Annotated in this window: 19 protein-coding genes and 2 pseudogenes; 12 read left to right on the forward strand and 9 right to left on the reverse strand. The window is 61.9% G+C overall.

Annotated elements, in window-relative coordinates:
• Window positions 1–3: 3 nt before the first annotated feature.
• Both H1204_RS08670 and H1204_RS08675 read right to left on the reverse strand, forming a co-directional pair.
• Complete coding sequence (locus H1204_RS08670) at window positions 4–765, reverse strand: glucose 1-dehydrogenase (protein ID WP_180730787.1); 762 nt, start codon at window positions 763–765, stop codon at window positions 4–6.
• Between the two features lie 114 nt (window positions 766–879).
• Window positions 880–1,772, reverse strand: a pseudogene (locus H1204_RS08675) (LysR family transcriptional regulator).
• 374 nt (window positions 1,773–2,146) lie between these two features.
• Here H1204_RS08675 and H1204_RS08680 point away from each other — a divergent pair.
• Window positions 2,147–2,866 carry a carboxymuconolactone decarboxylase family protein gene (locus tag H1204_RS08680; protein ID WP_243468592.1) on the forward strand — a complete coding sequence of 240 codons (720 nt, stop codon included), beginning with the start codon at window positions 2,147–2,149 and terminating at the stop codon, window positions 2,864–2,866.
• 195 nt (window positions 2,867–3,061) lie between these two features.
• Window positions 3,062–4,368, forward strand: a pseudogene (locus H1204_RS08685) (MFS transporter).
• Between the two features lie 50 nt (window positions 4,369–4,418).
• On the opposite strand, the gene H1204_RS08690 reads toward H1204_RS08685, so the two are convergent.
• Window positions 4,419–5,342: a LysR family transcriptional regulator gene (locus tag H1204_RS08690; protein WP_180730789.1), complete on the reverse strand. Its 924-nt coding sequence runs from the start codon at window positions 5,340–5,342 to the stop codon at window positions 4,419–4,421.
• Window positions 5,343–5,502: 160 nt separating this feature from the next.
• On the opposite strand from H1204_RS08690, the gene H1204_RS08695 reads away from it, so the two are divergent.
• From H1204_RS08695 to H1204_RS08725, 7 genes are all read left to right on the forward strand, one after another.
• The gene (locus tag H1204_RS08695) at window positions 5,503–6,678 is read left to right on the forward strand and encodes an L-rhamnonate dehydratase (protein ID WP_180730790.1); all 1,176 of its coding nucleotides are present in this window, start codon (window positions 5,503–5,505) and stop codon (window positions 6,676–6,678) included.
• Window positions 6,679–6,786: 108 nt separating this feature from the next.
• Window positions 6,787–8,097: an MFS transporter gene (locus H1204_RS08700; RefSeq protein ID WP_180730791.1), complete on the forward strand. Its 1,311-nt coding sequence runs from the start codon at window positions 6,787–6,789 to the stop codon at window positions 8,095–8,097.
• A 21-nt stretch (window positions 8,098–8,118) separates the two neighbouring features.
• On the forward strand, window positions 8,119–9,120 hold the full coding sequence (locus tag H1204_RS08705) for a 4-hydroxythreonine-4-phosphate dehydrogenase PdxA (protein WP_180730792.1): 1,002 nt from the start codon (window positions 8,119–8,121) through the stop codon (window positions 9,118–9,120).
• A 4-nt stretch (window positions 9,121–9,124) separates the two neighbouring features.
• Entirely contained in the window at window positions 9,125–10,081 is a 957-nt protein-coding gene (locus H1204_RS08710) for an amidohydrolase family protein (RefSeq protein WP_180730793.1), read from the forward strand.
• A 26-nt stretch (window positions 10,082–10,107) separates the two neighbouring features.
• Window positions 10,108–11,028, forward strand: a complete 921-nt coding sequence (locus tag H1204_RS08715; RefSeq protein WP_180730794.1) for a dihydrodipicolinate synthase family protein — start codon at window positions 10,108–10,110, stop codon at window positions 11,026–11,028.
• 152 nt (window positions 11,029–11,180) lie between these two features.
• Complete coding sequence (locus tag H1204_RS08720) at window positions 11,181–12,455, forward strand: MFS transporter (RefSeq protein WP_243468610.1); 1,275 nt, start codon at window positions 11,181–11,183, stop codon at window positions 12,453–12,455.
• A 43-nt stretch (window positions 12,456–12,498) separates the two neighbouring features.
• Complete coding sequence (locus H1204_RS08725) at window positions 12,499–13,431, forward strand: amidohydrolase family protein (protein ID WP_180730796.1); 933 nt, start codon at window positions 12,499–12,501, stop codon at window positions 13,429–13,431.
• A gap of 225 nt (window positions 13,432–13,656) precedes the next feature.
• Here the strand turns inward: H1204_RS08725 and H1204_RS08730 are convergent, their stop codons facing one another.
• From H1204_RS08730 to H1204_RS08745, 4 genes are all read right to left on the reverse strand, one after another.
• Window positions 13,657–14,343, reverse strand: coding sequence for a ProQ/FinO family protein (locus H1204_RS08730; protein ID WP_180730797.1), 687 nt, complete (start codon window positions 14,341–14,343; stop codon window positions 13,657–13,659).
• Between the two features lie 278 nt (window positions 14,344–14,621).
• Window positions 14,622–15,839: a porin gene (locus H1204_RS08735; RefSeq protein WP_243468593.1), complete on the reverse strand. Its 1,218-nt coding sequence runs from the start codon at window positions 15,837–15,839 to the stop codon at window positions 14,622–14,624.
• Between the two features lie 200 nt (window positions 15,840–16,039).
• Complete coding sequence (locus tag H1204_RS08740) at window positions 16,040–17,932, reverse strand: sugar phosphate isomerase/epimerase and 4-hydroxyphenylpyruvate domain-containing protein (RefSeq protein WP_180730799.1); 1,893 nt, start codon at window positions 17,930–17,932, stop codon at window positions 16,040–16,042.
• 36 nt (window positions 17,933–17,968) lie between these two features.
• Complete coding sequence (locus H1204_RS08745) at window positions 17,969–18,814, reverse strand: 3-keto-5-aminohexanoate cleavage protein (RefSeq protein WP_131244429.1); 846 nt, start codon at window positions 18,812–18,814, stop codon at window positions 17,969–17,971.
• A gap of 378 nt (window positions 18,815–19,192) precedes the next feature.
• Here H1204_RS08745 and H1204_RS08750 point away from each other — a divergent pair, with 378 nt between their 5' ends.
• Together H1204_RS08750 and H1204_RS08755 are read left to right on the forward strand one after the other, a co-directional pair.
• Entirely contained in the window at window positions 19,193–19,963 is a 771-nt protein-coding gene (locus H1204_RS08750; protein WP_180730800.1) for an IclR family transcriptional regulator C-terminal domain-containing protein, read from the forward strand.
• Window positions 19,964–19,999: 36 nt separating this feature from the next.
• Window positions 20,000–20,671 (forward strand): phosphoribosyltransferase family protein, encoded by a 672-nt coding sequence (locus tag H1204_RS08755; protein WP_180730801.1) that lies wholly within the window; start codon window positions 20,000–20,002, stop codon window positions 20,669–20,671.
• A gap of 73 nt (window positions 20,672–20,744) precedes the next feature.
• On the opposite strand, the gene galU is transcribed toward H1204_RS08755, so the two are convergent.
• Together galU and H1204_RS08765 are read right to left on the reverse strand one after the other, a co-directional pair.
• A complete protein-coding gene (gene galU / locus H1204_RS08760; RefSeq protein ID WP_180730802.1) occupies window positions 20,745–21,638 on the reverse strand; it encodes a UTP--glucose-1-phosphate uridylyltransferase GalU in 894 nt (297 codons plus the stop codon).
• 261 nt (window positions 21,639–21,899) lie between these two features.
• On the reverse strand, window positions 21,900–22,043 hold the full coding sequence (locus tag H1204_RS08765; protein WP_180730803.1) for a hypothetical protein: 144 nt from the start codon (window positions 22,041–22,043) through the stop codon (window positions 21,900–21,902).
• A 241-nt stretch (window positions 22,044–22,284) separates the two neighbouring features.
• Here H1204_RS08765 and H1204_RS08770 point away from each other — a divergent pair, with 241 nt between their 5' ends.
• Window positions 22,285–23,466: an acyltransferase gene (locus H1204_RS08770; RefSeq protein ID WP_180730804.1), complete on the forward strand. Its 1,182-nt coding sequence runs from the start codon at window positions 22,285–22,287 to the stop codon at window positions 23,464–23,466.
• Window positions 23,467–23,946 lie beyond the last annotated feature (480 nt).

Here is a 23,946-nt window from a genome sequence, read left to right on the forward strand (position 1 = left end):
TGATTAACGAGCGGTGTAGCCGCCATCGACGGCGAGCGCGTGACCGATCACGAAACTCGCGCCTGGGCTGCACAACCAGAGCACGGCCGCGGCGATTTCATCGGACCGTCCGAGCCGGCCGATGGGCTGCTCGTTCATGAGCGCTTTCATCGCCTCGGGCTCGCGCTCCAGCATCTCCGCGACCATCGGGGTTTCGATGATGCCGGGGCACACGGCGTTGATGCGGATGCCTCTCGCTGCGTATTCGAGCGCGGCGCTTTTCGTGAGTCCGATGACGCCATGCTTCGACGCGTGATACACGCCACGGCCCGCAATACCCACGAGCCCGCCGAGCGACGAGCAGTTGACGATCGCGCCGCTTCCCTGTTCGCGCATCTGCAGCAATTCGTATTTCATGCAGTTCCACACGCCGCGCAGGTTCACGCCGTTCACGCGTTCGAACTCGTCGCCGCTGGCGTCGGCCGTTTCGGCGACAGGGCTGTTGATGCCTGCGTTGTTGTACGCCGCATCGAGACGTCCGTAGGTAGCGACAGTCAGATCGACCATCGCTTTGACTTGTGCCTCGTCGGCAACGTCGCAGCGCACGGCAAGCGCCTGATGACCTGAAGCGACAAGCCTGGCGGCGGCTGCTTTAACCGCGCCTTCGTCGACATCTGCGAGTACGACGGAAGCGCCTTCGGCGGCAAATGCCTGTGCTGCGGCAAGTCCCAGTCCTGAACCCGCGCCCGTCACCAGCGCGACCTTGCCTTGAAACATGCCGTTCATATCCGTCTCACCTGAATGCTGACCAGGTGAAATGATAGGAATTTAGCGTCTATCGATAAAGACCTTAAAACCGCAAGCTCTTATGTTTCTCATTCATGAATCAAACGGCCGTATTCAGGGGCTGTAGCGGAGCGCGTCGATCACTACCTTCATCGCACGCGAGGACTGGCGGCGGCTTGCGTAATAAGCATGGAGGCCGGCGAATGTCGGCGACCAGTCTTCGAGCACCCAGACAAGACGGCCTGCTGTGATATGCGGCTGAACGACGTCTGCCGGAATGTAGGCGAGTCCATAACCCGACAAGGCCGCATCGAGCATTTGATAGGTGCCATTGAAGGCAAGCTGCCCCTCCACACGCACCTGGACCTCCCGCTGTCCTTTCCTTAGCTCCCATGCGTAGAAGCCGCCATGGGTAGGTAGACGCAGGTTGATGCAATTGTGGGCGATCAGGTCTTGCGGTTTCCTGGGGGCCGCGTGCTTTTGCAGGTAAGCGGGCGTGCCGACGACGGCCATGCGCATGTCGGGGCCGACACGGACGGCGATCATGTCCTTCGCGACCTGATCGCCGTTGCGAACGCCGATGTCATAGCGATCCGCGACGATATCGGAGAGACCGTAGTCCGTGATGATTTCGACCTTGATCTCAGGATAGCGACGAAGCACTTTAGACAGTCTCGGCCAGAGGATAGTCTTGGTCGCGTAGTCGGTCGCCGTGATGCGGATCGTGCCCGCAGGCATGTCGCGAAGTTCGGTGACGGCGGCCAGTTCGGCCTCGATTTCCTCGAAGCGAGGCGCGACAGTCTCGAGCAGCCGCTCGCCGGCTTCCGTCGGGGCGACGCTGCGCGTCGTCCGGGTCAGGAGCCGAAGACCGAGTCGCGTTTCGAGCGCCCGGATCGTGTGGCTCAACGCTGATTGCGATACCCCAGTTGCGCGGCGGCGCGCGTGAAACTGCGCTCACGCGCGACGGCGATGAATGCAAGCAGATCGTTGAAATTTTCGCGTGGCATTGATGAACCCGTTTCATAAGTGTATGCCGATTTTAGCGTCTAGTCAGACGGGGTATGCCTGGATATCTTTGCAAGGCTCGTGTTGGCTCGTGCGGACTTTGGCATTGACACCTTAGACGCCGTCACGTCAAAGGGCCCACCCCAGATCGCTCGCGCATTTAGCTACAACTAACGCGCAAGTTTCTGTCCACCTGGCCGTGAGAGATCAAGATGAAGCTTTCCGCTGTGATATGACGCGAGATACCGATTGTCCGCCAGACCCTGATTCCGGGTCATCTCGCGCAAGGACATCACACGTGAACAGGTTCGTCATATTGCTTGCGTCGGTTTGCCTGATGCTTTCCGCCTGTTCGCAAATGCAAAGGAATATCAGCATGGAAAAAAGCCATTCGCTTCCCGCCTTTCCGACGCCCGAGGACGTGCGTGCGGTCTCGCCAGCGCTCGAAAACTATACGACAGATACGCTTCTAGAAGATTTGTGGAAGCGTCCACAACTGTCGCCGCGCGATCGCAGCATCGTGACGCTGTCGGTACTGATTGCGCGCAATCAGACGGTCGAGTTACCGTACCACCTCAACCTTGCACTCGATAACGGCGTCAAGCCGGGTGAGATCTCGGAGATCATTACGCATCTCGCGTTTTACTCGGGTTGGGCCAATGCGACATCGGCGGTCGGCGTCACGAAGACCGTATTTGACCAGCGCGGCGTCAAGGCAGATCAAATACCGCCTGCCACGGGCAAGATGCTGCCGCTCGACGAAGCCGCTGAGGCGGAGCGAGCGGGCACCGTGCAGCAAAATTTCGGCACTGTCGCGCCGGGTGTCGTGCAATTCACGACCAATGTGCTGTTCCGGGATCTCTGGTTGCGCCCCGGTCTCGCGCCGCGCGACCGCAGTCTCGTGACGGTCAGCGCGCTCGTCGCCACGGGGCAGGTTGCGCAGATCACCTATCACCTCAATCGTGCGATGGATAACGGCCTGACCAGAGATGAAGCGTCGGAGGTGATGACGCAACTCGCCTTCTATGCCGGTTGGCCTAACGTGTTTTCCGCGTTGCCGGTGGTCAAGGACGTCTTTGAGAAGCGTGCTCACTGAGCGGGCGGCGCCTCGCCGACGAAAAATCACGCCGCGCCGCTCACACAGCGATAACCAGTGGGAATCGTCCCATAAGCCGATTTCAATAGACGGCTATCAAAGTTCTCTCCAGACTTTGGGGCGGCGGACCTTGAATCACGGTCCGCCCTCAAGAAGAGCGCGCTAGAGCGCAAAAGCCCTGGAGGAGACAAAGACATGCCGCATCGCCCAAGAGTTACACGGTCGGTCCTCGCGCTGATGTGCGCGATGTCGTTCATCATGTATCTCGATCGCGTGAATCTTTCCGCCGCCGCGGGACTGATTCGCGACGACCTGCATCTTTCCAATACCAATGTCGGTTTCGTGTTCGGCGCGTTCGCCTACACGTACGCGATCTTCCAGGTGATCGGCGGATGGTTCAGTGACCGCGTGGGCGCGAAGACCACGCTCATGCTGTGCGCGACGATCTGGATCATCGCCACGGTCGCGACGGGTGTCGCGGGCGGCGTGGTGTCGCTGTTCTGCGCGCGAATGCTGCTAGGCGTCGGCGAAGGCGCCGCATTGCCCGCGCAGGCGCGTGCGCTCGTCAACTGGTATCCGGCGAGCAAGCGCGGTTTCGTCCAGGGCCTCACACATTCGTTCTCGCGCCTGGGAAACGCGCTGACCCGCCGCTGATCGCGCTGCTCGTCGCCTTCGCATCGTGGCGAGCGTCGTTCCTGCTGGTCGGCGCGCTCACCGCCGTCTGGCTCGTGGCCTATGCCTGGTACTTCAAGGACGACCCGCGCAAGCATCGGCACATCACGCCGGAGGAAGTGGCCGAACTGCCGCCGGAAACGATGGCATCGGCGAAGACGACGCGCGAGCCGACGCCGTGGGGCAGGCTCATCAAGCGCATGGGTCCAACCATGATGGTCTACTTCTGCTACGGCTGGACGGGTTGGCTTTTCTTCACCTGGCTGCCGACCTTCTTCATGCACGGGCGCGGCCTCGATCTCAAGAGTTCGGCGCTGTTCTCGGCGGGCGTGTTTCTTTCGGGCGTGGTCGGCAATACAGCGGGCGGGATGCTGTCGGATCGCATTCTGAAACGAACGGGCAACGTGGTTGCCGCGCGACGCAACATGATCATCGTCGCCTTTCTGGGCGCACTGGTGTTTCTCGCACCGGTGATGATCGTCGATTCGCTGCCCGTCATGGCTGCATCGTTGAGCCTGTCGTTCTTCTTCCTCGAATTGACCATCGGGCCGATCTGGGCCGTGCCCATGGACATCACGCCGAAACACGTGGGCATCGCGAGCGGACTCGTGAACGCAGGCTCGGCCATTGCCGGCATTTTCTCGCCGATCGCCTTTGGCTTCATCGTCGATCGGACGGGAAACTGGACGCTGCCGTTCATCGGATCGCTGGGCTTGCTGACGGTGGGCATCGTGATGACGTTTTTCATGCGTCCGGATATCAAGCTGGATGCACAGCCTGACGACGCTTCCGGCGAACACGGATTGAAGCTGGCCGAGCAGAGTCGCTGAAGCGCATGAACAAAAGAGACCGCCTTCGCGAAGGAAGGCGGTCTTTGTTTTCACGCGGTGCGAATCGCCTCGATCACCAGTTGCGTTGCCGGGCTGATGCGCCGGTTCTTCCGCAGAATCAGCCCATAAGGCGCGAGCCGGCCGCGTAACGGCGTACCCAGCGACGCAATCGTGCCGAGCGCCGAATAGTAATCCGCCACGGAGGACGGCAGCACGGCCAGCATGTCCGAATCACGCAGCAGCGAGAGCGTGGTGAGAATCGATGAAGTCTCCACGGTGCTTTCCGGCGGCGCCACGCGCGATTCCCTGAAAGTCTGGTCGATGATCTCGCGCATCGGACTGGGATGGGGTTGCACGATCCACGCGAACTTCGACAACTGCACGAGCTTCGGCCTGCCCGGAATGCCGAGCGCCGGATGGTCCGGCCGCGCGACGATGGAAAGCGCCTCCTCCGACAAGGTCTCGAAGCTCAGATCCAGCGCGGGAAAGCCATACGGAATGCGCCCGACGACGATATCGAGCTGATCTTGCTGCAAGGCCTGCACGAGCACGTCGCTGGTATCGATCTGCACGCTGATCTGCAGACGGGGGTGTGCCTCCTTCAACTGCACGATCACGCGCGTCAGCAGTTCCGGCGCGGGCGCCATCACCGCGCCGATGCGCACCTTGCCGATATCGCCCGCCTCGATGGCGGCCAGTTCCTCGCGCAGTTCATCGAGATCCTCGAACATCACGCGCGCATAGCGCATCACTGCCTCGCCGTAGACGGTCGCCTCCATGCCGCGCGGATGCCGCACGAATAGCGACACGCCGATGGTGTCTTCCAGTTCCTTCAACGCCTTGGTGGCCGCGGGTTGGGTCATCGCGAGTTCGTCGGCGGCGCTGCGTAGCGATTCAGTTTCGGAGAGCGCATGCATCAGTTGCAGATGGCGCAGGCGGAGTCGTTTCCGGATGGTCGAGGCGGGCGCGATCATTTCGTGACGAGGTCTTCTTGAGCGATAACCGTTGGAAATAGGCTGATCCAAATAATTCAATGGTCAGTTATCGCAGAGTTTCGCACACTAGCACCACCCGAAACAGCCGCGCAAACCCTTGAGTCGCGCGGCGCAACCCGATCGAACGGAGACAGACGAGATGAAGATCAAGCACGTCCGCGCACGCGTTTTCGAATGGAAGGGCAAGGTCGTTCCGCCGCAATCGCACTTCTGCACGAACGCGGTGGACATCCTCTACGAACGCGGCGACGCGATGGGCTCGTTCCGCTTCCACGGCTGGCTGGTCGTGGAGATCGAATGCGACGACGGCACGGTGGGCATTGGCAATTGCGCGCTGGCGCCGCGCGTGGCCAAGCAGATCGTCGATGAATACCTCGCGCCTATCGCGATCGGCGAAGATCCGTTCGATTACGAATACCTGTGGCAGAAGATGTATCGCCGCACGCTGGCATGGGGCCGCAAGGGCATCGGCATGGCGGCGATCTCGGCGATGGATATCGCCATCTGGGACATCATGGGCAAGGCGGTGAAAAAGCCGGTGTTCAAGCTGCTCGGCGGCCGCACGAAAGAGAAGATCTGGTGCTACGCCTCGAAGCTGTACAACAACGACGATCGCGACGCCTTCCTCGGAGAAGCGCAAGGCTATCTCGACCAGGGCTTCACCGCGATGAAAATGCGCTTCGGCTACGGCCCGAAGGACGGCCCGAAAGGCATGGCGAAGAACCTCGAACAGGTGCGCCTGCTGCGCGAACTGGCGGGCGACGACGTGGACATCATGGTCGAATGCTACATGGGCTGGACGCTCGAATACGCGCGCCGCATGTTGCCGCGCCTCGCTGAATTCAACCTGCGCTGGCTGGAAGAACCGGTGATCGGCGACGACGTGGAAGGGTATCAGGAGCTCAAGAAGATGAACATCCTGCCCATCTCGGGCGGCGAGCACGAGTTCACCGTGTACGGCTTCAAGGACCTGCTCGAACGGCGCGCGGTGGACGTCATCCAGTACGACACCAACCGCGTGGGCGGCATCACGGCGGCACGCAAGATCAACGCGATGGCCGAGGCATGGTCGGTGCCCGTCATCCCGCACGCGGGGCAGATGCACAATTATCACCTCACCATGGCATCGACGGCCAGCCCGATGTCGGAGTTCTTCCCCGTATTCGACGTAGAAGTGGGCAACGAACTGTTCTACTACATCTTCGACGGCGAGCCGCAGCCGGAGAACGGCTATCTGCAACTGTCCGACGAGACGCCGGGCTTGGGGATCACGCTCTCGGACAAGTATCTGAAGGACTTCGACATCATCGAATGAGCCGCATGACGGCGGGCCGACGTAGCCCGTGAACCAGTCCACGGCAAACATCTTGCGTGGGGCCCGAGTATGCGCTGAAGCGCCAGCTCGGGCCGACAGGAGACAGACATGGAGAGCAGGATGGAGGCCCGCGCGGCGACGCGCGATGCAGCATCGGCACAGCACTCGACCAGCGTACGCTGGCGCATCTTCGGCGTGGTGTTTCTCATCACGTTGATCAATTTGGTGGATCGCATCTCGCTGTCGATCGCGATGCCCACCATCGCGAAAGAGTTCACACTCTCGCCCGCGATGCAGGGCCTCATTCTCTCCAGCTTCTTCTGGTCGTATGCGTTGCTGCAGATTCCCGGCGGCTGGCTGATCGACCGCTTCGGGCCGCGCAAGGTGGTCGCATGCGCAACGGTGCTGTGGGGCCTGTTTCAGACGCTGATGGGCGCAGCGACGGGCGGTCTGTCGATGCTCTTCATGCGCGTCGGGCTGGGCGCCGCTGAAGCGCCGCTGTTTCCCGCGGGCAGCAAGCTCAACGCGCTGTGGCTCTCGAAGAAGGAACGCGCGCGCGGCGCGGTATTGATGGATGCCGGCTCGCCGCTCGGCGCGGCGATCGGCGGGCTGGCCATCTCGAACCTGATCCTGATGTTCGGCTCGTGGCGCACGGCGTTCGTGGTCGCGGGCCTCGCGACCATCGCATGCGGATGGCTGGCGTGGCGCTATCTGCGCGACGATCCCGCGAAGCATCCGGGCGTCAACTCGGCGGAACTGGAGCATATCCGCGACGGCGCACCCGCACAGGCCAGCGCCGCGATTCAGGCGAGCGCGCACACGCAGGACGCGCCCTTGCCGCTGCGCTCGACGGTGGCGATGTGCGTGGGTCGCATGGCTTGGGCGATGATCTTTTTCGGCTTGCTGACCTGGGGCCCGACCTATCTGACGCAGGCACGGGGCCTGAGCCTGTCGCAAATCGGCGCCGCCACGTTCTTCATCTTCCTCGCGGGCGCCTGTGGCTCACTGACGGGAGGCTTCCTGTGCGACGCGTTGTGCTCGTGGGGCTTCTCGCGCGGCAAGGTCGTGAAGGGCATGATCGCGCTATCGGGTCTTACGACGCTGGCGGTGTTTGCCGCGCTGCCGGGCATTTCATCGCCCGTGACGGCCATCGCGGTGCTGTGCGCGGCATCGTTCATGCTGTTGTGGGGCAGCCTCTACTGGAGCCTGCCATCGCTGCTCGCCAGTCCGGGACGCGTGGGCCTGCTAGGCGCATGCATGAATTGTGCGGGCAGCGTCGGCGGCATCTCGATTCCGCTTATCACGGGCTTCATTCTTCAACGCACCGGCTCCTTCGATGCGGTGCTGCATTTTTACAGTGCGTGTGCAATGGTGTATATCGCCGGCTCACTGGCGATCGACCTGCGCCGCACGCGCTGACACTCAAAAGGCAAAACTACGATGAAACCTCGTATTGCAGTCCTGCTTGGCGACCCGGCCGGCATCGGTCCCGAACTCATCGCGCGTTTGCTCGCGCGGCCCGAAAACCGCGCGCGCGCCGATCTGCTCATCATCGGCGACAAACGCGAGCTGGATAAAGGCATGGAGATCGCGCAGCAGCGCTTCGACTACACCGTGGTCAAAAGCGAAACCGATGCCCCGCGCGATACCGATGTGCCTTCGCTGATCGATTTTCGTCTCGCCGACGATGCCCCATACGAACGCGCCGTTTCGACCGAGCGGGGCGGGCGCTACAGCCTCGAAGCCTTCAGGAAGGCGCTGGCCCTGACGCAAGACAAGCGCACCCACGCGATGATGTTCGCCCCCGTCAACAAGACGTCGTTGCACATGGCGGGCATGGAGACGAGCGACGAAATGGAGTGGTTCGCGCGCCAGCTTGATTACAGCGGCGCATTCTGTGAATTCAACGTGCTCGACGAACTGTGGACCTCGCGCGTCACCTCGCACATGGCACTGAAGGATGTCAGCGCGCGGCTGTCGGAGCAGCGCATCATCGGTGCGATCCAGTTGATCAACGATGGCCTGAAGCGGGCGGGTATTGCTTCGCCGCGCATCGCGGTGTGCGGCTTCAATCCGCATAACGGCGACAATGGCGCGTTCGGCCGCGAGGAACTGGACGTGATCGCGCCCGCCGTCGACAAGGCGCGCTCGCTCGGTTACGACGCGCAGGGCCCGTTCCCGGCCGATACGATCTTCGTGCGTGCGCGCGACCAGAAGGCGTTCGACGGCGTGGTCACGATGTACCACGACCAGGGCCAGATTGCGATGAAGCTGATGGGCTTTTGGCGCGGCGTGACAGTGCATGGCGGCCTGCCAGTGCCGATCACCACGCCCGCGCACGGCACCGCGTTCGACATCCACGGCCAGGGCAAGGCCGACGTGGGCGCGACGCAAAAGGCCTTCGACATCGCCGTGCGCATGGCGCAGGACCGTCTGGGCTGACGCCATGATGCACGAGCACATCGAGGCCTTGCGACAGCGCTTTCTGCATAGCGGCGATGACGCGGACCTGCCCATCGTCGATGCGCATCATCACTTCTGGGATCTGGAGCGCAACTATCATCCGTGGCTGCGCGACGTGCCGCGCATCCCATTTCGTTACGGCGATTACGAAGCGATCTGCCATGACTTCCTGCCCGACGATTATTTCGCGCGAGCGGGCAATCACCGCATCGTCAAGACGGTGATGATGGAAGGGGAGTGGGACCCGCGCGATCCCACGGGCGAAGCGCGCTGGGCCACGGCGCTGCATCAGCGAACGGGTCTGCCCAGCGCGATGGCTGCGCAGATCTGGCTAGACCGCGACGACGTGACCGACGTGCTCGCCGCTTACCGTGATCTACCGCTCGTGCGCAGCGTGCGGCACAAGCCCGCGACCGTGCCGCGCGCCGCGCATCGCCGCGATTTCAGCGCGCCCGGCTCGATGCGTTCCGAAGGCTGGCGGCGCGGCTACGCGCTGCTTGAAGCAAGTGGCCTGATGTTCGAACTGCAGGCGCCATGGTGGCATTTTGAAGAAGCGGCCGAACTCGCGCGCGACTTTCCGCGCACGAGGATCGTCGTGAATCACACGGGTTTGCCTGCTGACCGCAGCGACGAAGCGCTTGCCGCGTGGCGCAGCGCGCTCGATGCGCTGGCGCGCCATCCCGATGTCTGGCTGAAGATTTCAGGTATCGGCGAGCAGGGCGCTGCATGGAGCGTGGCGCGCAACGGTCCCATCGTGCGCGATGCGATCGCCTGCTTCGGCACTGCGCGTTGTCTGTTCGCGAGCAACTTTCCCGTCGACAGTCTAGTGGTGACGCTCGACGATCTGTTCAGCGGCTTCAAGACGATCGTCGCGGGTTGCACGCGCGAGGAGCGGCTCGCGCTCTTCTACGACAACGCGTGCGCGCTCTATCGCATCTAGGCACTTACACAGGAGACGTCTCTAGCATGACTGCAACGACCTACCGCGGCGTGTTCCCCGTCGCACCCACCATTTTCGACGAGGACGGGCGGCTCGATCTCGAAGGCCAGAAACGCGCCATCGATTTCATGATCGACGCCGGCTCGCATGGCGTGTGCATCCTTGCGAACTTTTCCGAGCAGTTCGCGCTCTCCGACGCCGAGCGCGAGACCGTGCAGCGCACCGTGCTCGAACACGTCGCGGGCCGTGTGCCGGTGATCGTCACGACCACGCACTTCAGTTCGCAGATCTGCGCCGGGCGCAGCCGTGCGGCGCAACTCGCGGGCGCCGCGATGGTCATGGTGATGCCGCCGTATCACGGCGCGACGATTCGCGTGAGCGAGCGCGACATTGAGGCGTTCTACCAGCGCGTGTCGGATGCGATCGACATCCCCATCATGATCCAGGACGCGCCCGTGGCGGGCACGCCGCTGTCCGCGCCGTTTCTCGCCAGATTGGCGAAGGAAGTCGAGCACGTGTCGTACTTCAAGATCGAAACCGCGCAGGCGGCCTCGAAGCTGCGCGAGCTGATCGAACTGGGCGGTGATGCGATCGTCGGCCCCTGGGACGGCGAGGAAGCGATTACGTTGATCCCGGATTTCGATGCGGGCGCGACGGGCGCGATGACGGGCGGCGGCTATCCGGACGGCATCCGCAAGATCGTCGATGCGTATGCGTCTGGCGACACCGAACAGGCTGCGGCGCTCTATCAGCAATGGCTTCCCCTCATCAACTACGAGAACCGCCAGTGCGGGCTTGCGGCCTGCAAGACGCTGATGAAGGAGGGCGGCGTGATCCGCTCGGACGCGGTGCGTCATCCGCTCGCACCGATGCATCCCAAGGTACGCGAAGGGCTGCTGAAGGTGGCGCGCAGGCTTGACCCGCTGGTCTTGCGCTGGGGCCGCTGAGCATCGTTTGAACCCGCGCGTGAACCCTGCGCGCCCATCCCCGCTACCACTCGACCATCATAAAACGCTCGCGATCCGGCGAAGCGGCAGGAGACGTCATGACCTCATCTTTCTCAGGCAGTTCATCCAGTGCGGACGTGGACACTGGCGCGATGGCGGTGGACGAAGAGCATCGGCTCTTCCGCAAGATCGCGTGGCGCTTCTTGCCGGTGCTGATGCTCGGCTATCTCGCCGCGTCGATCGACCGCGTCAACGTGGGTTTCGCCAAGCTGCACATGGCGCAAACGCTCGGCCTGAGCGACGCGATGTATGGTTTCGGTGCGGGCATTTTTTTCGTTGGCTATTTTTTCTTCGAAGTCCCGAGCAACCTGATTCTCTACCGCGTCGGGGCCCGCCGCTGGCTGGCGCGCATCATGGTGAGCTGGGGTGTAGTATCCGGCCTGATGATGTTCGTCAGCACGCCGTGGGAGTTCTATGCCGCGCGTTTCGCGCTCGGCGTGGCGGAGGCGGGCTTCATACCCGGCGTCATTTATTACCTCACGATCTGGTTTCCCGCGCATCGGCGCGGCCGCGTGATGGGCGTGTTCTATATCGCGCTGGCGCTGTCCGGGCTGATCGGCGGTCCCGTGTCCGGCTGGATCTTGCAGTCCATGCCGGGCGTCTGGGGCCTCGCGGGCTGGCGGTGGATGTTTCTGCTCGAGGCGCTTCCGACCATCGCCGTGGCGGGGCTGATCCTTGCGACGCTCGACGACAGGATCGAGGATGCGCAGTGGCTCGATGCCAGCGAGCGCGCCAATCTGCTGCGCGTGATGCAAAACGAGGTACGCCATAAGCCGCATCTGTCGATGCGCGAGATGTTCGCCAATCGTCACCTCGCCGTGATGTGCCTGATCTTCTTCGCGAACATTTTCGCGATGTACGGCCTCGGCTTCTGGATGCCCACGCTGATCAAGAACATGGGCGTCGCCAGCGACCTGCATATCGGCCTGCTGTCCGCGCTGCCGAGCTTATGTGCAATTCCCGCGATGGTCCTGTTCGGCCGCAGCGCGGACCGGCATGGCGAGCGCCGCTGGCATCTGGCCACGCTGTTCCTGATTGGTGCAGTGGGGCTGGCCTTGACGGTGATCTGGCAGCACGAGCCCGCGCTCGGCATACTCGCGCTCTGCGTAGCGAACTTCGGCATACTCGCCATTCCACCGATGTTCTGGAGCCTGCCGACGGCGCTCCTGAGCGGCGCGGCGGCGGCGGCGGGCATCGCGCTGATCAACTGTCTGGCCAATCTGTCCGGCTTTCTCGGGCCGTATATCGTTGGCACGGTGAAACAGTTGACGGGCACCAGCGAGGCGTCGATCTGGCTGATGTGCGCTGTGCTCTTCGCGGGCGCGCTGCTGGTGCTGTCGATTCCCGCGCGGCTCGTCAATCGATGAAGCCTGACATCGACCGTCCGTGCCTTGCTCTCTGAATAACGCCATGAACGCACGCTCGCAAAACAGCATCGGTTTCGACCTGCCGATCTTCGACGCACATCATCATTTCTTTGATCTGTCGGACGGTCACTATCCGTGGTTGACCGACGCCTACAATCCGCAGTTCTTTCTCGGCGACTATCGCGCGATCTGCCGTGATTTTCTGCCGGCGGATTATCGCGCGGCGACGGCGGGCTTCCAGGTGATCGGCACGGTGCATGTCGAAGCGGAGCGCTCGCGCCGTGAGCAGGTCGCGGAGAACGGCTTCGTCGCGCGGCTCAACGCGCGCGAGGGCTTGCCGTCAGTCGCGGTCGCACACGTGTATTTCACGCAGCACGATTGCGCAGAGGTACTCGCCGCGCACGCGGCCGATCCGCTGGTGCGCGGCGTGCGGTCCAAACCCGTGACCTCGACGCACGCGCAGGCGAGCGTGCGCGGCGAGCCGGGCACCATGCAGGACGAGGCCTGGCTGCGCGGACTGGCAACGCTGGAACGCTTCGGCCTGTCGTGGGATCTGCGGGTGCCTTACTGGCATCTGGAGGAGGCAGCCGAAGTCGCACGCGGCGTCCCGGACACGATCATCGTGCTCAATCATCTGGGGCTTCCGCTAGATCGCTCGGATGCCGGTCTTGCAATATGGCGTCGGGGGATGGCGGCGCTGGCCGATTGCGGCAACGTGCATCTGAAAGTGTCGGAGCCCGGCCTTAAGGGTGGCGTGTGGGACAGTGCCAGTAATCGGCGAGTCATTCGCGAGGCGGTCGAGATGTTCGGCTTCTCGCGTTCGATGTTTGCGAGCAATTTGCCCGTCGGAAGTCTCTCTGCGAGTTTCGAACAGATGGTTGCGGATGTGGTTGGTGCTTTGCCTGCTGCGAGTGAAGCGCAATTGCGGGAGCTTTTTGCCGGGACGTGTCGCCGGGTGTACAGGGTGCCAGCATAGAGGCCGATCTCAGCGTTCTGAGATGCCCGTGCGCTGTCGCCAAACGGGTTGGCTGTGTGGTTGATCGAGGAGCAGCTGACAAGCTTGTCGGCGTTTAGAAACCCGACATTTCTATTTGGGACCTACAGACAGAATGTTGATAATTAAGATTATGTAAAATCACAAACAGGCAGCAGCAAACCAACTACCGCTCCCTCCAGCCTCAACCCTCAACAACTCGCCCGATCAACCTTGCGCCTGATCCGCAGCCGGCGTATTTCCTTCACCGTCCGTCTGCGCCGCAGCCGCGTCATCCGCGGGCTTCGCAGCCGCAACCACACCGGCATCTTCACCAGACTTTGCAGCAGGCTTGTTCCGTCCACCCGAACGGCGTCGCGCGAACGCAGATTCCGACGCGGTGACCTTGCCCGTTTCCGCGCCATTCAGATCTACACGCGACGCGCCTTCCGTCAAGCTCGCCCAATATCGGCTGCCACGGCACCAGGTGCTCACGGCATCGCGGACTTCCTGCTCGGTCAGTTTCAGTTCGCCGGCCTGCTTGAGCAGATCGTCGAGAATGCCAATTTTCAGCGCCACCTTCGGCGCAGGATTCTTCGGAAAGGCCAACGGAAAACGCTTCTGCAGCTTGCCGATCGTATGCACGACGGGATCGACGGGATTCTGCTGCTTTGCCGCCGGGCGAGCCGGCGCCGGCTTGCCGTGCGTCTTCGCATCCGCAGGCCGGGGTGCCCGTCGCGGGTCCCGGGATTTTGCGTCGCGCGGATTAGCGTCGCGCGTACCAGCGTCCTTCGCCTTCTGATCCTTGCCGCCCGTGTGAGGAGCCGGCTTGTCCGCAGCCTGCTTTTCCTTGCGCTGCGCCTTTGCCTGCTTGGCGAGTTCGTCCCTCAGCTTCGCCAGTTGTTCAAAGCCCATGTCTTCACCTTCATTGCAATGACGCAGGATTGTAGCAGCCGCTGAGCACCTTCATGCCGGGCGACGTTGCGCTGCCTACCTCAATCTTGCGCCCGGACGATGGCCGTTTCCTGTCATCGCACCATTTCGGCGCGGCAAGCAACGGACTCCGCCAGCCGATGCGAGCAGCAAGCGACGCTCCCGAATCGAATGCGAGCGCAACGCACATCGCCACGCACAAAACGAAAAAAGCGCCGCAAGCGCGGCGCCCTGTCCTGCTTCTGCAACTTCAACCAGCGTCAGAACCGATGCACGATGCCGACGCCCACACCGACCATGCTGCGCGATGACGAAGGCGTCGAGTTAAAGCCATCGCCGATCGTCGCCGTCGCGTTGATGATGGTGCGGCCGTTCGTGCCGAGCGTCTGGCCGTTCGCGCGCTGATATGCCTGCAACGCATACAGACCCGTACGCTTGGACAGCGAGTAGTACTCGGACAGGTTGACCTGCGAATACGACGCGTTGCTCGAGATGCCGTTGGCCTTCGTCGCGCGCGTGTAGGCGTAGCCCGTCGCGAAGTCCCATGCAGCCGTCGGCTTCCAGTGCAGCACGATGCCGCCCGAGTTCCAGATCGACAGGTCGTGGAAGCCCGACCCGATGCCCGGAATGTACTGCACGTTCGAATACGTCGCCGTGATGTCGAACTGGCTGTTGAACGTATAGCCCCCGCCGACGGCGAAGCGCTGCTGCGCGCGTGCCGACTGGTAGCCATTGGTCACGGCCGACACACCCGCCTGCGCGCCCGCGTTCGACGTCGTCGTATCGGTGCCGAACGTGCCGCCATTCACGTTCGAGTTGTTGATCTTCGAGAAGCCCACCGCGATGCCGATCGGGCCTTGCGAATACTGGACCGCCGTGCTCCACGTCGAGCCCTGATACGCGCTGCCCGGCACGCCGCCGAACGAATACGAGCCGCTGAACTTGAAGCCGTACAGCGTTGGCGACATGTACAGCAGCGTATTGTTCGCGCGATAGATCGTATCGAGACCGTCGACGTCGCCCGCGTGCGCGCCGTAGAAACCCGTCAGCCACGTCGTCGGGCTATACGGCGACAGCAACTGGTAGTACGACGCGTACTGGCGGCCAGCCGTCAGCGAACCGTACGTGGCGTTCGTCACGCCGACGAACGCCTGGCGGCTGAACATCAGGTTGTTCGTCGACATCGCGCCGTTGTTCGCGCTGAAACCTTCTTCCAGTGTGAAGATCGCTTTCGTACCGCCACCGAGGTCTTCTGCGCCCTTCAGGCCGAAGCGGCTGCCCGCCCATACGCCCGTGACCATCTTGAAGGCCGAATGTCCGCCCGTGGTCGAACCGAGCGTCGTCGAGCTCGACTGATAACCGATGCCGTTATCGACGATGCCGTACAGCGTCACGCTGCTTTGCGCGAACGCAGGCAGCGTGGCCAGCATCGCTGCGCCAGCCAGAGCGGCTTTGACTTCGGGGTAACGTCGTTTCATCTCCTGATCCTTTGTCATTGAGTGTTATGACGATGCGTCGCATCGTTTTGTCGGCGGCAGGACAAACGCGTGCCGTCGCCGCCGGTGCTGCGGGTAGTGCGAAAAGCTGAAGTCATGCGGGAAAATCCGGATGCCGCGCGGATCGCTACGGGTAACCACCACTATCGTGCCGCGCGATCCTTCACTGCATACCGTTGCGCCTAGCTGTGCTTGCGCTGGGCCTGCGCAGCGAGTCTCACAGGCGCATTGACTGCGCCGTATCCGTCGTAACCGCCCTTGCGCTGCACGACCTCCAGAAAGAAGCGGCCATCCATCTGCTCGGTGTACACATGGAAGAACTCGCCGCCCTGCGCGTCCCTGTCGTAAAGGACGTGGGCCTCTTTCATCTGCTTCACCACGCCGTCGGCGAAATCGTATCGCGCTTCAAGGTCATCGTAATAGTTCGACGGGATTCGCAATAGCTGAACGTCGCGTGCGCGCAACTGTTCGACGGCCGCAAAAATATTGTCGGTGTCGAATGCGACGTGATTGAGGCCCGATCCACGATACGTGTGAAGCGATTGCGCGGTCGAAGTCCGTCCGTCCACCGATGCGTTGAGAACGATCCGCACCGATCCGTCTGCGCTGCGCACCGCGCGGCTGCGCACGAGTCCGTAAGGATCGGGAAGCAACCAGGCGGGCTCCGCGTCGAAACCGAACACGGCCTTGAAATAAAGAATCCACGTATCGAGCGTGTCGGCGGGCAGGTCGAGACACACGTGATCGATGCGCTTCAACTCGCCCTGCACCGCTTGCGTGCGTTCGCTGTCATGCGCGTTCAGCACGAAGTCGGCTTCATAGAGCGTCGGCTCGTCGGGCCGCGCATCGACGAAGTAATGCAGGCTGCCATCGGGCGCGCGCACGCCCGGCACGACGCGTTCGTTCGGACCGACCCGGCCCGAAAACGGTGCATAGCCGAACGACGTCGCGCGCTCGAACACGCGCGCCGCATCGTCGACCTGAAACGCAGACGCGCATAGCGACAGCCCATGCCGATGGAAGAACTCACTGGCGAACGAATCAGTCTCCGCGTTCAGCACGATCGACGCCCCGCCCTGCTGATACAGCGTCACGTCCTTCGAACGATGCTTGCCCGCGGCATGGAATCCCGCTTCGGCGAAGCGCTGCGCAAGACGCGGCGCGCTGGTCGAATCGACGGCGAACTCGATGAACTGGAAGCCCGAATGCGCGGGCGGCGCAGGCGGCGTGAAGAGCGGCTGGCCGTCCTTCGAGCGGGCGCCCTTCAGCCCGGCCTGCTCTTCGAGATACAGCAATGAGCGGTAGCCATCGGCGGCCGTCGCGGCCGTCGGTGCGGCGCGAAAACCGTCGTTGAAAATTTCGAGGGAGAACGGGCCTTGATAACCCGTCGCGAGCACGCGGTCAGCAAAGCCGGCGACATCGAGATCGCCTTGTCCGGGGAAGCATCGATAGTGTCGGCTCCATTCGAGCACGTCCATCTTCTGCAGCGGTGCATCGGCAATCTGCACGAAGGCGATGCGATCGCCCGGAATCTCCGCGATGGGATCGATCGGGTCATCGATCGACAGCGTATGGAAGCTGTCGAGTATCAGGCCGAGACTCGGATGATCGACGGCATCGACGAGCTGCCATGCATGTCGATACGAGTTTATGTACTTGCCCCACGCCAACGCTTCGAAGCCCACACGCACGCCTTCGCGTTCAGCGAGCAACGCAAGCTGTCCGAGCTGATCAACGATCAGCGCATCGTCCGCGATCACGTTTGGATTGACGTTGCTGCACACGAGCACGAGATCCGTACCGAGTTCGTGCATCAGTTCGAACTTGCGCTGCGCGCGGTTCAGATTCTGGGTGAGCCGCTCCTTCGACACGCCCTCGAAATCGCGGAACGGCTGGAACAGCGTGATCTGCAGGCCGAGATCGGCGCAACGCTTGCGGATGTCGGCGGGCGAGCCGTCGAAGTACAGCAGATCGTTTTCGAAAATTTCGACGCCGTCGAAACCCGCTGCACGAATCGCAGCGAGTTTCTCGACGAGCGTGCCGCTAACCGACACGGTGGCAATGGAGCGAAGCATGATAGGGCTTGGGTCGGGAATCGGGCGGAATCGTGTTTATGCAGCGGGCTTGAGTGCCAGCAGCTCGCGAGCCTGCTTCGCCGTCGCGACAGGACGGCCGTATTCGCCGCATAGCTTCGCGACGCGCTCGACGAGTTGCGCATTGCTTTTTGCGAGCGTGTCCTTGTCCCAGCGCACGTTGTCTTCGAGACCCGTGCGGCAATGGCCGCCCATTTCGAGCGTCCAGTAATTCACTTCGAGCTGATGCCGGCCAATGCCCGCTGCCGTCCATGTCGCACTCGGCAGCAGCTTCTGCAGTTGCGCCACTTCGAATTCGAGAATCTCGCGTCGCGCGGGCAACGCGTTCTTCACACCCATCACGAACTGCACATGCACGGGCTCTTTCAACAGCCCTTGTTGCACGAGATCGACGGTGCTGTACAGCATGGCCAGATCGAAGATTTCGATTTCGGGCTTCACGTCGTGATCGAGCATCGTCTGAGCGAGCGTGCGGACGAAATCGGGCGGATTCTCGTAGACGGTGGTCGGGAAGTTCACCGAACCCGTGGCCAGCGACGCCATATCGGGCCGCAGATCGAGCATCGCGCCGCGTTGCTCGAACGAACGCCCGCGCCCGCCCGTCGAAAACTGGATGATGATGTCCGGGCAATGCTTGCGGATGCCTTCCTGCAGCTTCGCGAAGCTACTGCGGTCGGAACTCGAGCGCTCTTCTTCGTCGCGCACGTGCAGATGCACGAGGGTTGCGCCGGCTTCATAGGCTTCATGCGTGCTCTCGACCTGCTCGGGTATCGAGATCGGCACCGCCGGGTTGTCTTTCTTTCGCGGCACGGAACCCGTGATCGCGACGGAGATGATGCAAGGCTGATTCGTGGCGTGACTCATGGCAGAACCTTTCTCGATGAAACCTGTGATGCCGCTGCGAAACGCATCCGATGTGCCCATCCGGTGCGGCGCGGCCGGAAGCGCTAAGGTGGCTCAAGAATAGGCAAGCGCCATGGGGTGGGCAATGCTCCTGGTGCCCGGAACGTGCGTTAATCGCACGTTTCTGTGCGATTAACGCGCGCTTCGCGGGTTAGCACCAGGCCGGGTGTCGTGTGGCGCATACACTGCCGGCGGTGTTTTCCGCCGGATTCGGAAGCGATCGAGGCGGCGTTCCCTCTGCGGCTGGCGAGATCAACAAACGGCGCGTCGTAAGGCGATAAGTGAGCGATAATCGCGCATACCGATACGTTAGCCGCGCAAAATCAGGGAACGATTGCCATGAACCGACCGCCATTGGACAAACGCGACTGGATCGCTGGCCTCGAAAAAGGCCTTGCGATCCTCGAGTCGTTCGACAGCGAACACGCCCGGCTCACGCCGAGCCAGGCCGCCCAACTGACGGGCATGACCCGCACGGCCGCGCGCCGCTATCTGCTGACGCTCGAGCATCTCGGCTATGTGCAGGGCGACGGCAAGCTGTACGGGCTGACACCGCGCGTGCTGCGCGTCGGCTGGTCGTATTTCGATTCGGCGCGGCTGCCGAAGACCGTGCAGCCGTACCTTCAGCAACTGAGCGCGACGATCAACGAATCCGTCTACGTAAGCGTGCTCGACGATTGGGAACTGGTGTTCATCGCGCGCAACGGCACGTCGCGCGTGATGACGACGGGTTTCGTGCTCGGCGCGCGCGTGCCCGCCCCACTTACCTCCCCCGGCGTCGTGCTGCTCGCGTATCACCGCAATCAGGAAGCGATGCGGGCGTGGCTCAACGACGCCGAGCTGACGCCCTTCACGCCGCACACGGTCACGAACAAGACGGGCCTGCTCGAAAAGGTCCGCCGCGCGCAGGCCGACGGGTTCGCGGTGATCGAGCAGCAGCTGGATATCGGCGTGCGCGGCGTCGCCGTGCCGATGAAGAACCGTCATGGCGAAGTCGTCGCGGCGCTCAGCACGAACATGCCGATGGGCAAGGAAACGTCGGAAGCCGCGCTCAACCGCGTGTTGCGCGCGCTGCAGGAATCGGCACTGTCGATGCTCAACGTCCTATAGTGAATGACGTAGAGGTAGCGGACGTGGGAGCGAATCATGCACCGTCGATTTGCGGATCGCGCCGACGCGGGCCGTGCGCTCGCCGATCAACTGAAGCATTACGCGCAACGCGACGATGTCGTCGTGCTCGGGTTGCCGCGCGGCGGCGTGCCCGTTGCGTATGAAGTCGCGCGTGCGCTGGGCGCGCCGCTCGACGTGCTCGTGGTCCGCAAGCTCGGCGTGCCTTGGCAATGCGAGCTGGCAATGGGCGCGATCGCATCGGGCGATGCGCTGTATGTGGACGAAGAACTGATGCGCGAAACGGGCGTATCGCAGCCCGAATTCGAACGCGTGCTCGCGGATGAGAAAGCGCAACTCGCGCGGCGCGAGGCACTGTTTTGCGACCCGCGGCGCGCGAGCGTCGAGGTGACGGGCCGCGTCGCGATCATCGTCGACGATGGGCTCGCGACGGGCGCTTCAATGAAGGTAGCCGCGCGTGCCTTGCGCGCACGCGCGCCGGCGAAGATCGTTGCCGCGTTGCCCGTCGCGCCGTACGACGCGGCCGGGCGCATTGGCGATGACGTCGACGAATATGTCTGCGTGAGCGCACCGGAACTCTTCTTCAGCGTCAGCCAGTTTTATTCGGACTTCAGCGAAACCACCGACGACGATGTGCGCGCAATACTCGCACGCGCATCGTCGGCCAGCGGGCCCGCGTCGTCCGGATGACGCGCGCGCTTGCACCGACTGACCTGCAGCGCGACGGCCGGTAGACGCGCCGTCGTTGCCGCAGGCGTTGCTTTCAGGCGGCGGCAGCCGTCAGATGCAACGGCAGATAGCTTTGCAGGTAGTCCTCGAACTCGTTGCGCACTTCCGGGTGACGCAGCGCGAATTCGACGGTCGCCTTCAGATAGCCGAGCTTGCTGCCGCAATCGAAGCGCGTGCCGAAGTAGCGATACGCGAGCACCTGCTCTTCCGTCAGCAGCGATTGCAGCGCGTCCGTGAGTTGCAGTTCGCCGCCCGCGCCCGGCTTCAACGCGCGAATGTGCTTGAAGATGGTCGGCATCAGCACATAGCGGCCGACCACGCCGAGATTCGACGGCGCCTTGTCGGGTGCCGGCTTCTCGACGATGCCCGACAGCTTGATGACGTCCTCTTCCCACTCCTTGCCATCGACCACGCCATACGAGCGGCTCGCTTCGCGCGCGATGGTTTCGACACCGACCACGGAGCTGTGATAGTGGTTGAACACGTCGACCAGTTGCTTCATCACAGGCTGTTCGCTGTGCAGCAGGTCGTCGGCGAGGATCACGGCGAACGGGCTCTCGCCGACCAGCTTTTCGGCGCACAGCACGGCATGGCCGAGGCCGAGCGCTTCTGCCTGACGCACGTAGAAGCAATCGACGTTCGCCGGCTTGATGCTGCGCACGAGATCGAGCAGTTGCTCCTTGCCGCGCGCTTCGAGTTCCGCCTCGATTTCATAAGACTTGTCGAAGTGATCTTCGATCGCGCGCTTGCTGCGGCCTGTGACGAAGATCATTTCGGTGATGCCTGCCGCGATCGCTTCTTCGACCGCGTACTGGATCAGCGGTTTATCGACGATGGGCAGCATCTCCTTCGGGCTCGCCTTCGTGGCGGGCAGAAAACGTGTGCCGAGGCCCGCTACAGGAAAGACGGCTTTTGTGACTTTCAGCATGGTATGCATTTCCACTCGGTTGATTGAATGTATGCAATCGCCGTGAGAGGCGCGCATTGTCGTGCTGGAAAAGACTAGCGCAAAATTATTTGAAAGGACTGATAGCGCCCTGTTGAAATTAATTCAAATTGTTCATTTCCAATGCGTCGTTCCGATATTTGAACTTCATGCGGAAAGAATGACGTGAACAATCTGAATCGCCATGCATGCGGCGCGTAAATCTTGCCAATCACGCCGAGGGCGAGCGTCGCCCACATGCGCTTATTCGTGTTCTTCGAACTGCGGCATCTTTTCCGGGTTCATCCGGATACGACTGATCGGCTCGTTGCGCAATGCTTCACGGTACGCGGACACGGCAACGAGTAGTAGCAACACGGCGATGCCGGCGATCAAATGCAGGTTCATGACCCCACCCCTGTCAGAAGTTTTCCCCGCATGAACGTAACACGAAAAAAACGTCAAATAATTCAGGTGTCTATTTGAATTTCCGTCGGTTTCGACAGGCCATTGACAATATGACAGCCTGAATAATTCGAATCATTTCTTATCGATTTTTTGCACGCCCTTTCACCTACGATACGCAAGCGGGCGTGCTGCGTCGTAAGGGCGGTGCGCCAATTCATTCATCAACGATCAAGGACCGCGCATGAGCGACACAGCACTGGACGCCACCGGCTCGTCCCTGTCCTTTGCGCCGGCGGCGCGCAGCGAGGCGAAGGTCGCCGGGAAGGAACATGTCATCGACGCGATGCGTGGTTTTGCCGCGTTGCTGGTGGCTTATTTTCATTGCCGCCAGGTCGAATGGGTGGGCATGCAGAGCTTTCACCATGTGGCGGGCAAATCATTCGATCTGAATACGATTGTTGCGTACCTGACGCTGCCCATTGCGTGGGGCTCGGCAGGGGTGCCGATTTTTTTCGTTATTAGCGGGTATTGCATTCATCGTGGCGCTGCGCAGCGTCTCGCGAACAATTCGGCGTATCGGCTCAATGCGATGAATTTCTGGGCGCGGCGGTTTGCGCGCATTTACCCTGTGCTGTTTGCCGCGCTGCTGCTCACGCTTGCGCTTGACTGGGCCAGCCTGCACTTTCCGCCCGTCAATCACAAGATTCTCGATATCGGGCCGCAAGCATTTTTTGTCAATCTGTTTTCGCTGCAAGGCGTGGCCGGCAAGACGTATGGCTCGAACGGCGCGCTGTGGACGCTGTCGCTCGAAGTGCAGTTTTATGCGGTTTATCCGCTGGTTTTTGCGCTGCGGCGCCGGCTTGGGATCTTGCCTGTGCTTGGGATCGTGGCGCTCGTTAATATCGGTTCGGTTTTTGTGTTCGAGCGTCATGATCTGCAGTTCTTTACGTCGTTCTGGTTCTCCTGGATGCTCGGGGCATGGATCGCTGAATTGCAGCTGAAGCGCGGCGATGCTTCTTCGCGTAAGCACATGCCGTGGCTGATGTATGGGTTGGCTGTCTTGCTGACGATGCTTGGGTGTGTTGCTTTTCGCTTTGGGCAGTATCTGGCGTTTCAGTTTTGGGCTGTTGGGTTTGCGTGCTATCTGAATGAAGCGCTCAAGAGCCGGCGGCAGAACGATACGGCTGTGATTCGGGTGCTTTCTCGATTTGGCGATTTCAGCTTCTCGCTCTATTCGATTCATTTGCCTATTTTTGTGCTGCTGTCTTCCGTGCTCTATCGCTCGGCGTTGCAGATGTCGATCTTGCCGACTTTTGGTTTTATGCTTGTGGCGCTGGCTGTTGCGTGGGTTTTTTATCGTTGTGTGGAGTTGCCTGCGATGAAGTGGTCCAGTAGTTTGAAGTCTGCTCGCGGTTCGCGTTGATTTTTGTGATTGTGGTGGTTGCTGTGCAAGCGGTTTGGTTTGCTTGTGTTTGTGCTGGCATCCGCGGTTTGTTAGCGTGCTTCACGCGTCGCCCCTGTGCGGGGCGGCACCTACTTTTCTTTGCCGCCGCAAAGAAAAGTAGGCAAAAGAAAGCGGCTAACACCGCCAATTCTTCTTCCTGCCTGAGGGCCCCCAAAGGGTCCTACGCTTCACACGGCAACGTATCTGTTCGCCTTCGTTGCCAACGCTTCGAATGAGCGCCTCACCCACTTCAAACACCCGCACCACGGCTGGCGGCAGCGAATGGCATGTGCCGCCCAGGTGGCAAACTGTGTGTAGGTTGTCGCATCGCATAGGTCGGCGCTCTTACAGGGTCGAACGCTTGCGCTATCAGTCTGGAGTGAGGCGTGTGGAGCACCAGTGGCCGACACACCGTTTGCCACCTGGGCGGCGGTGGACTATCTGGCGCGGCATGCTTGA

Origin of the sequence: Paraburkholderia sp. PGU19, assembly GCF_013426915.1 — a bacterium.
In the GTDB taxonomy this organism is placed as follows: Bacteria; Pseudomonadota; Gammaproteobacteria; order Burkholderiales; family Burkholderiaceae; genus Paraburkholderia.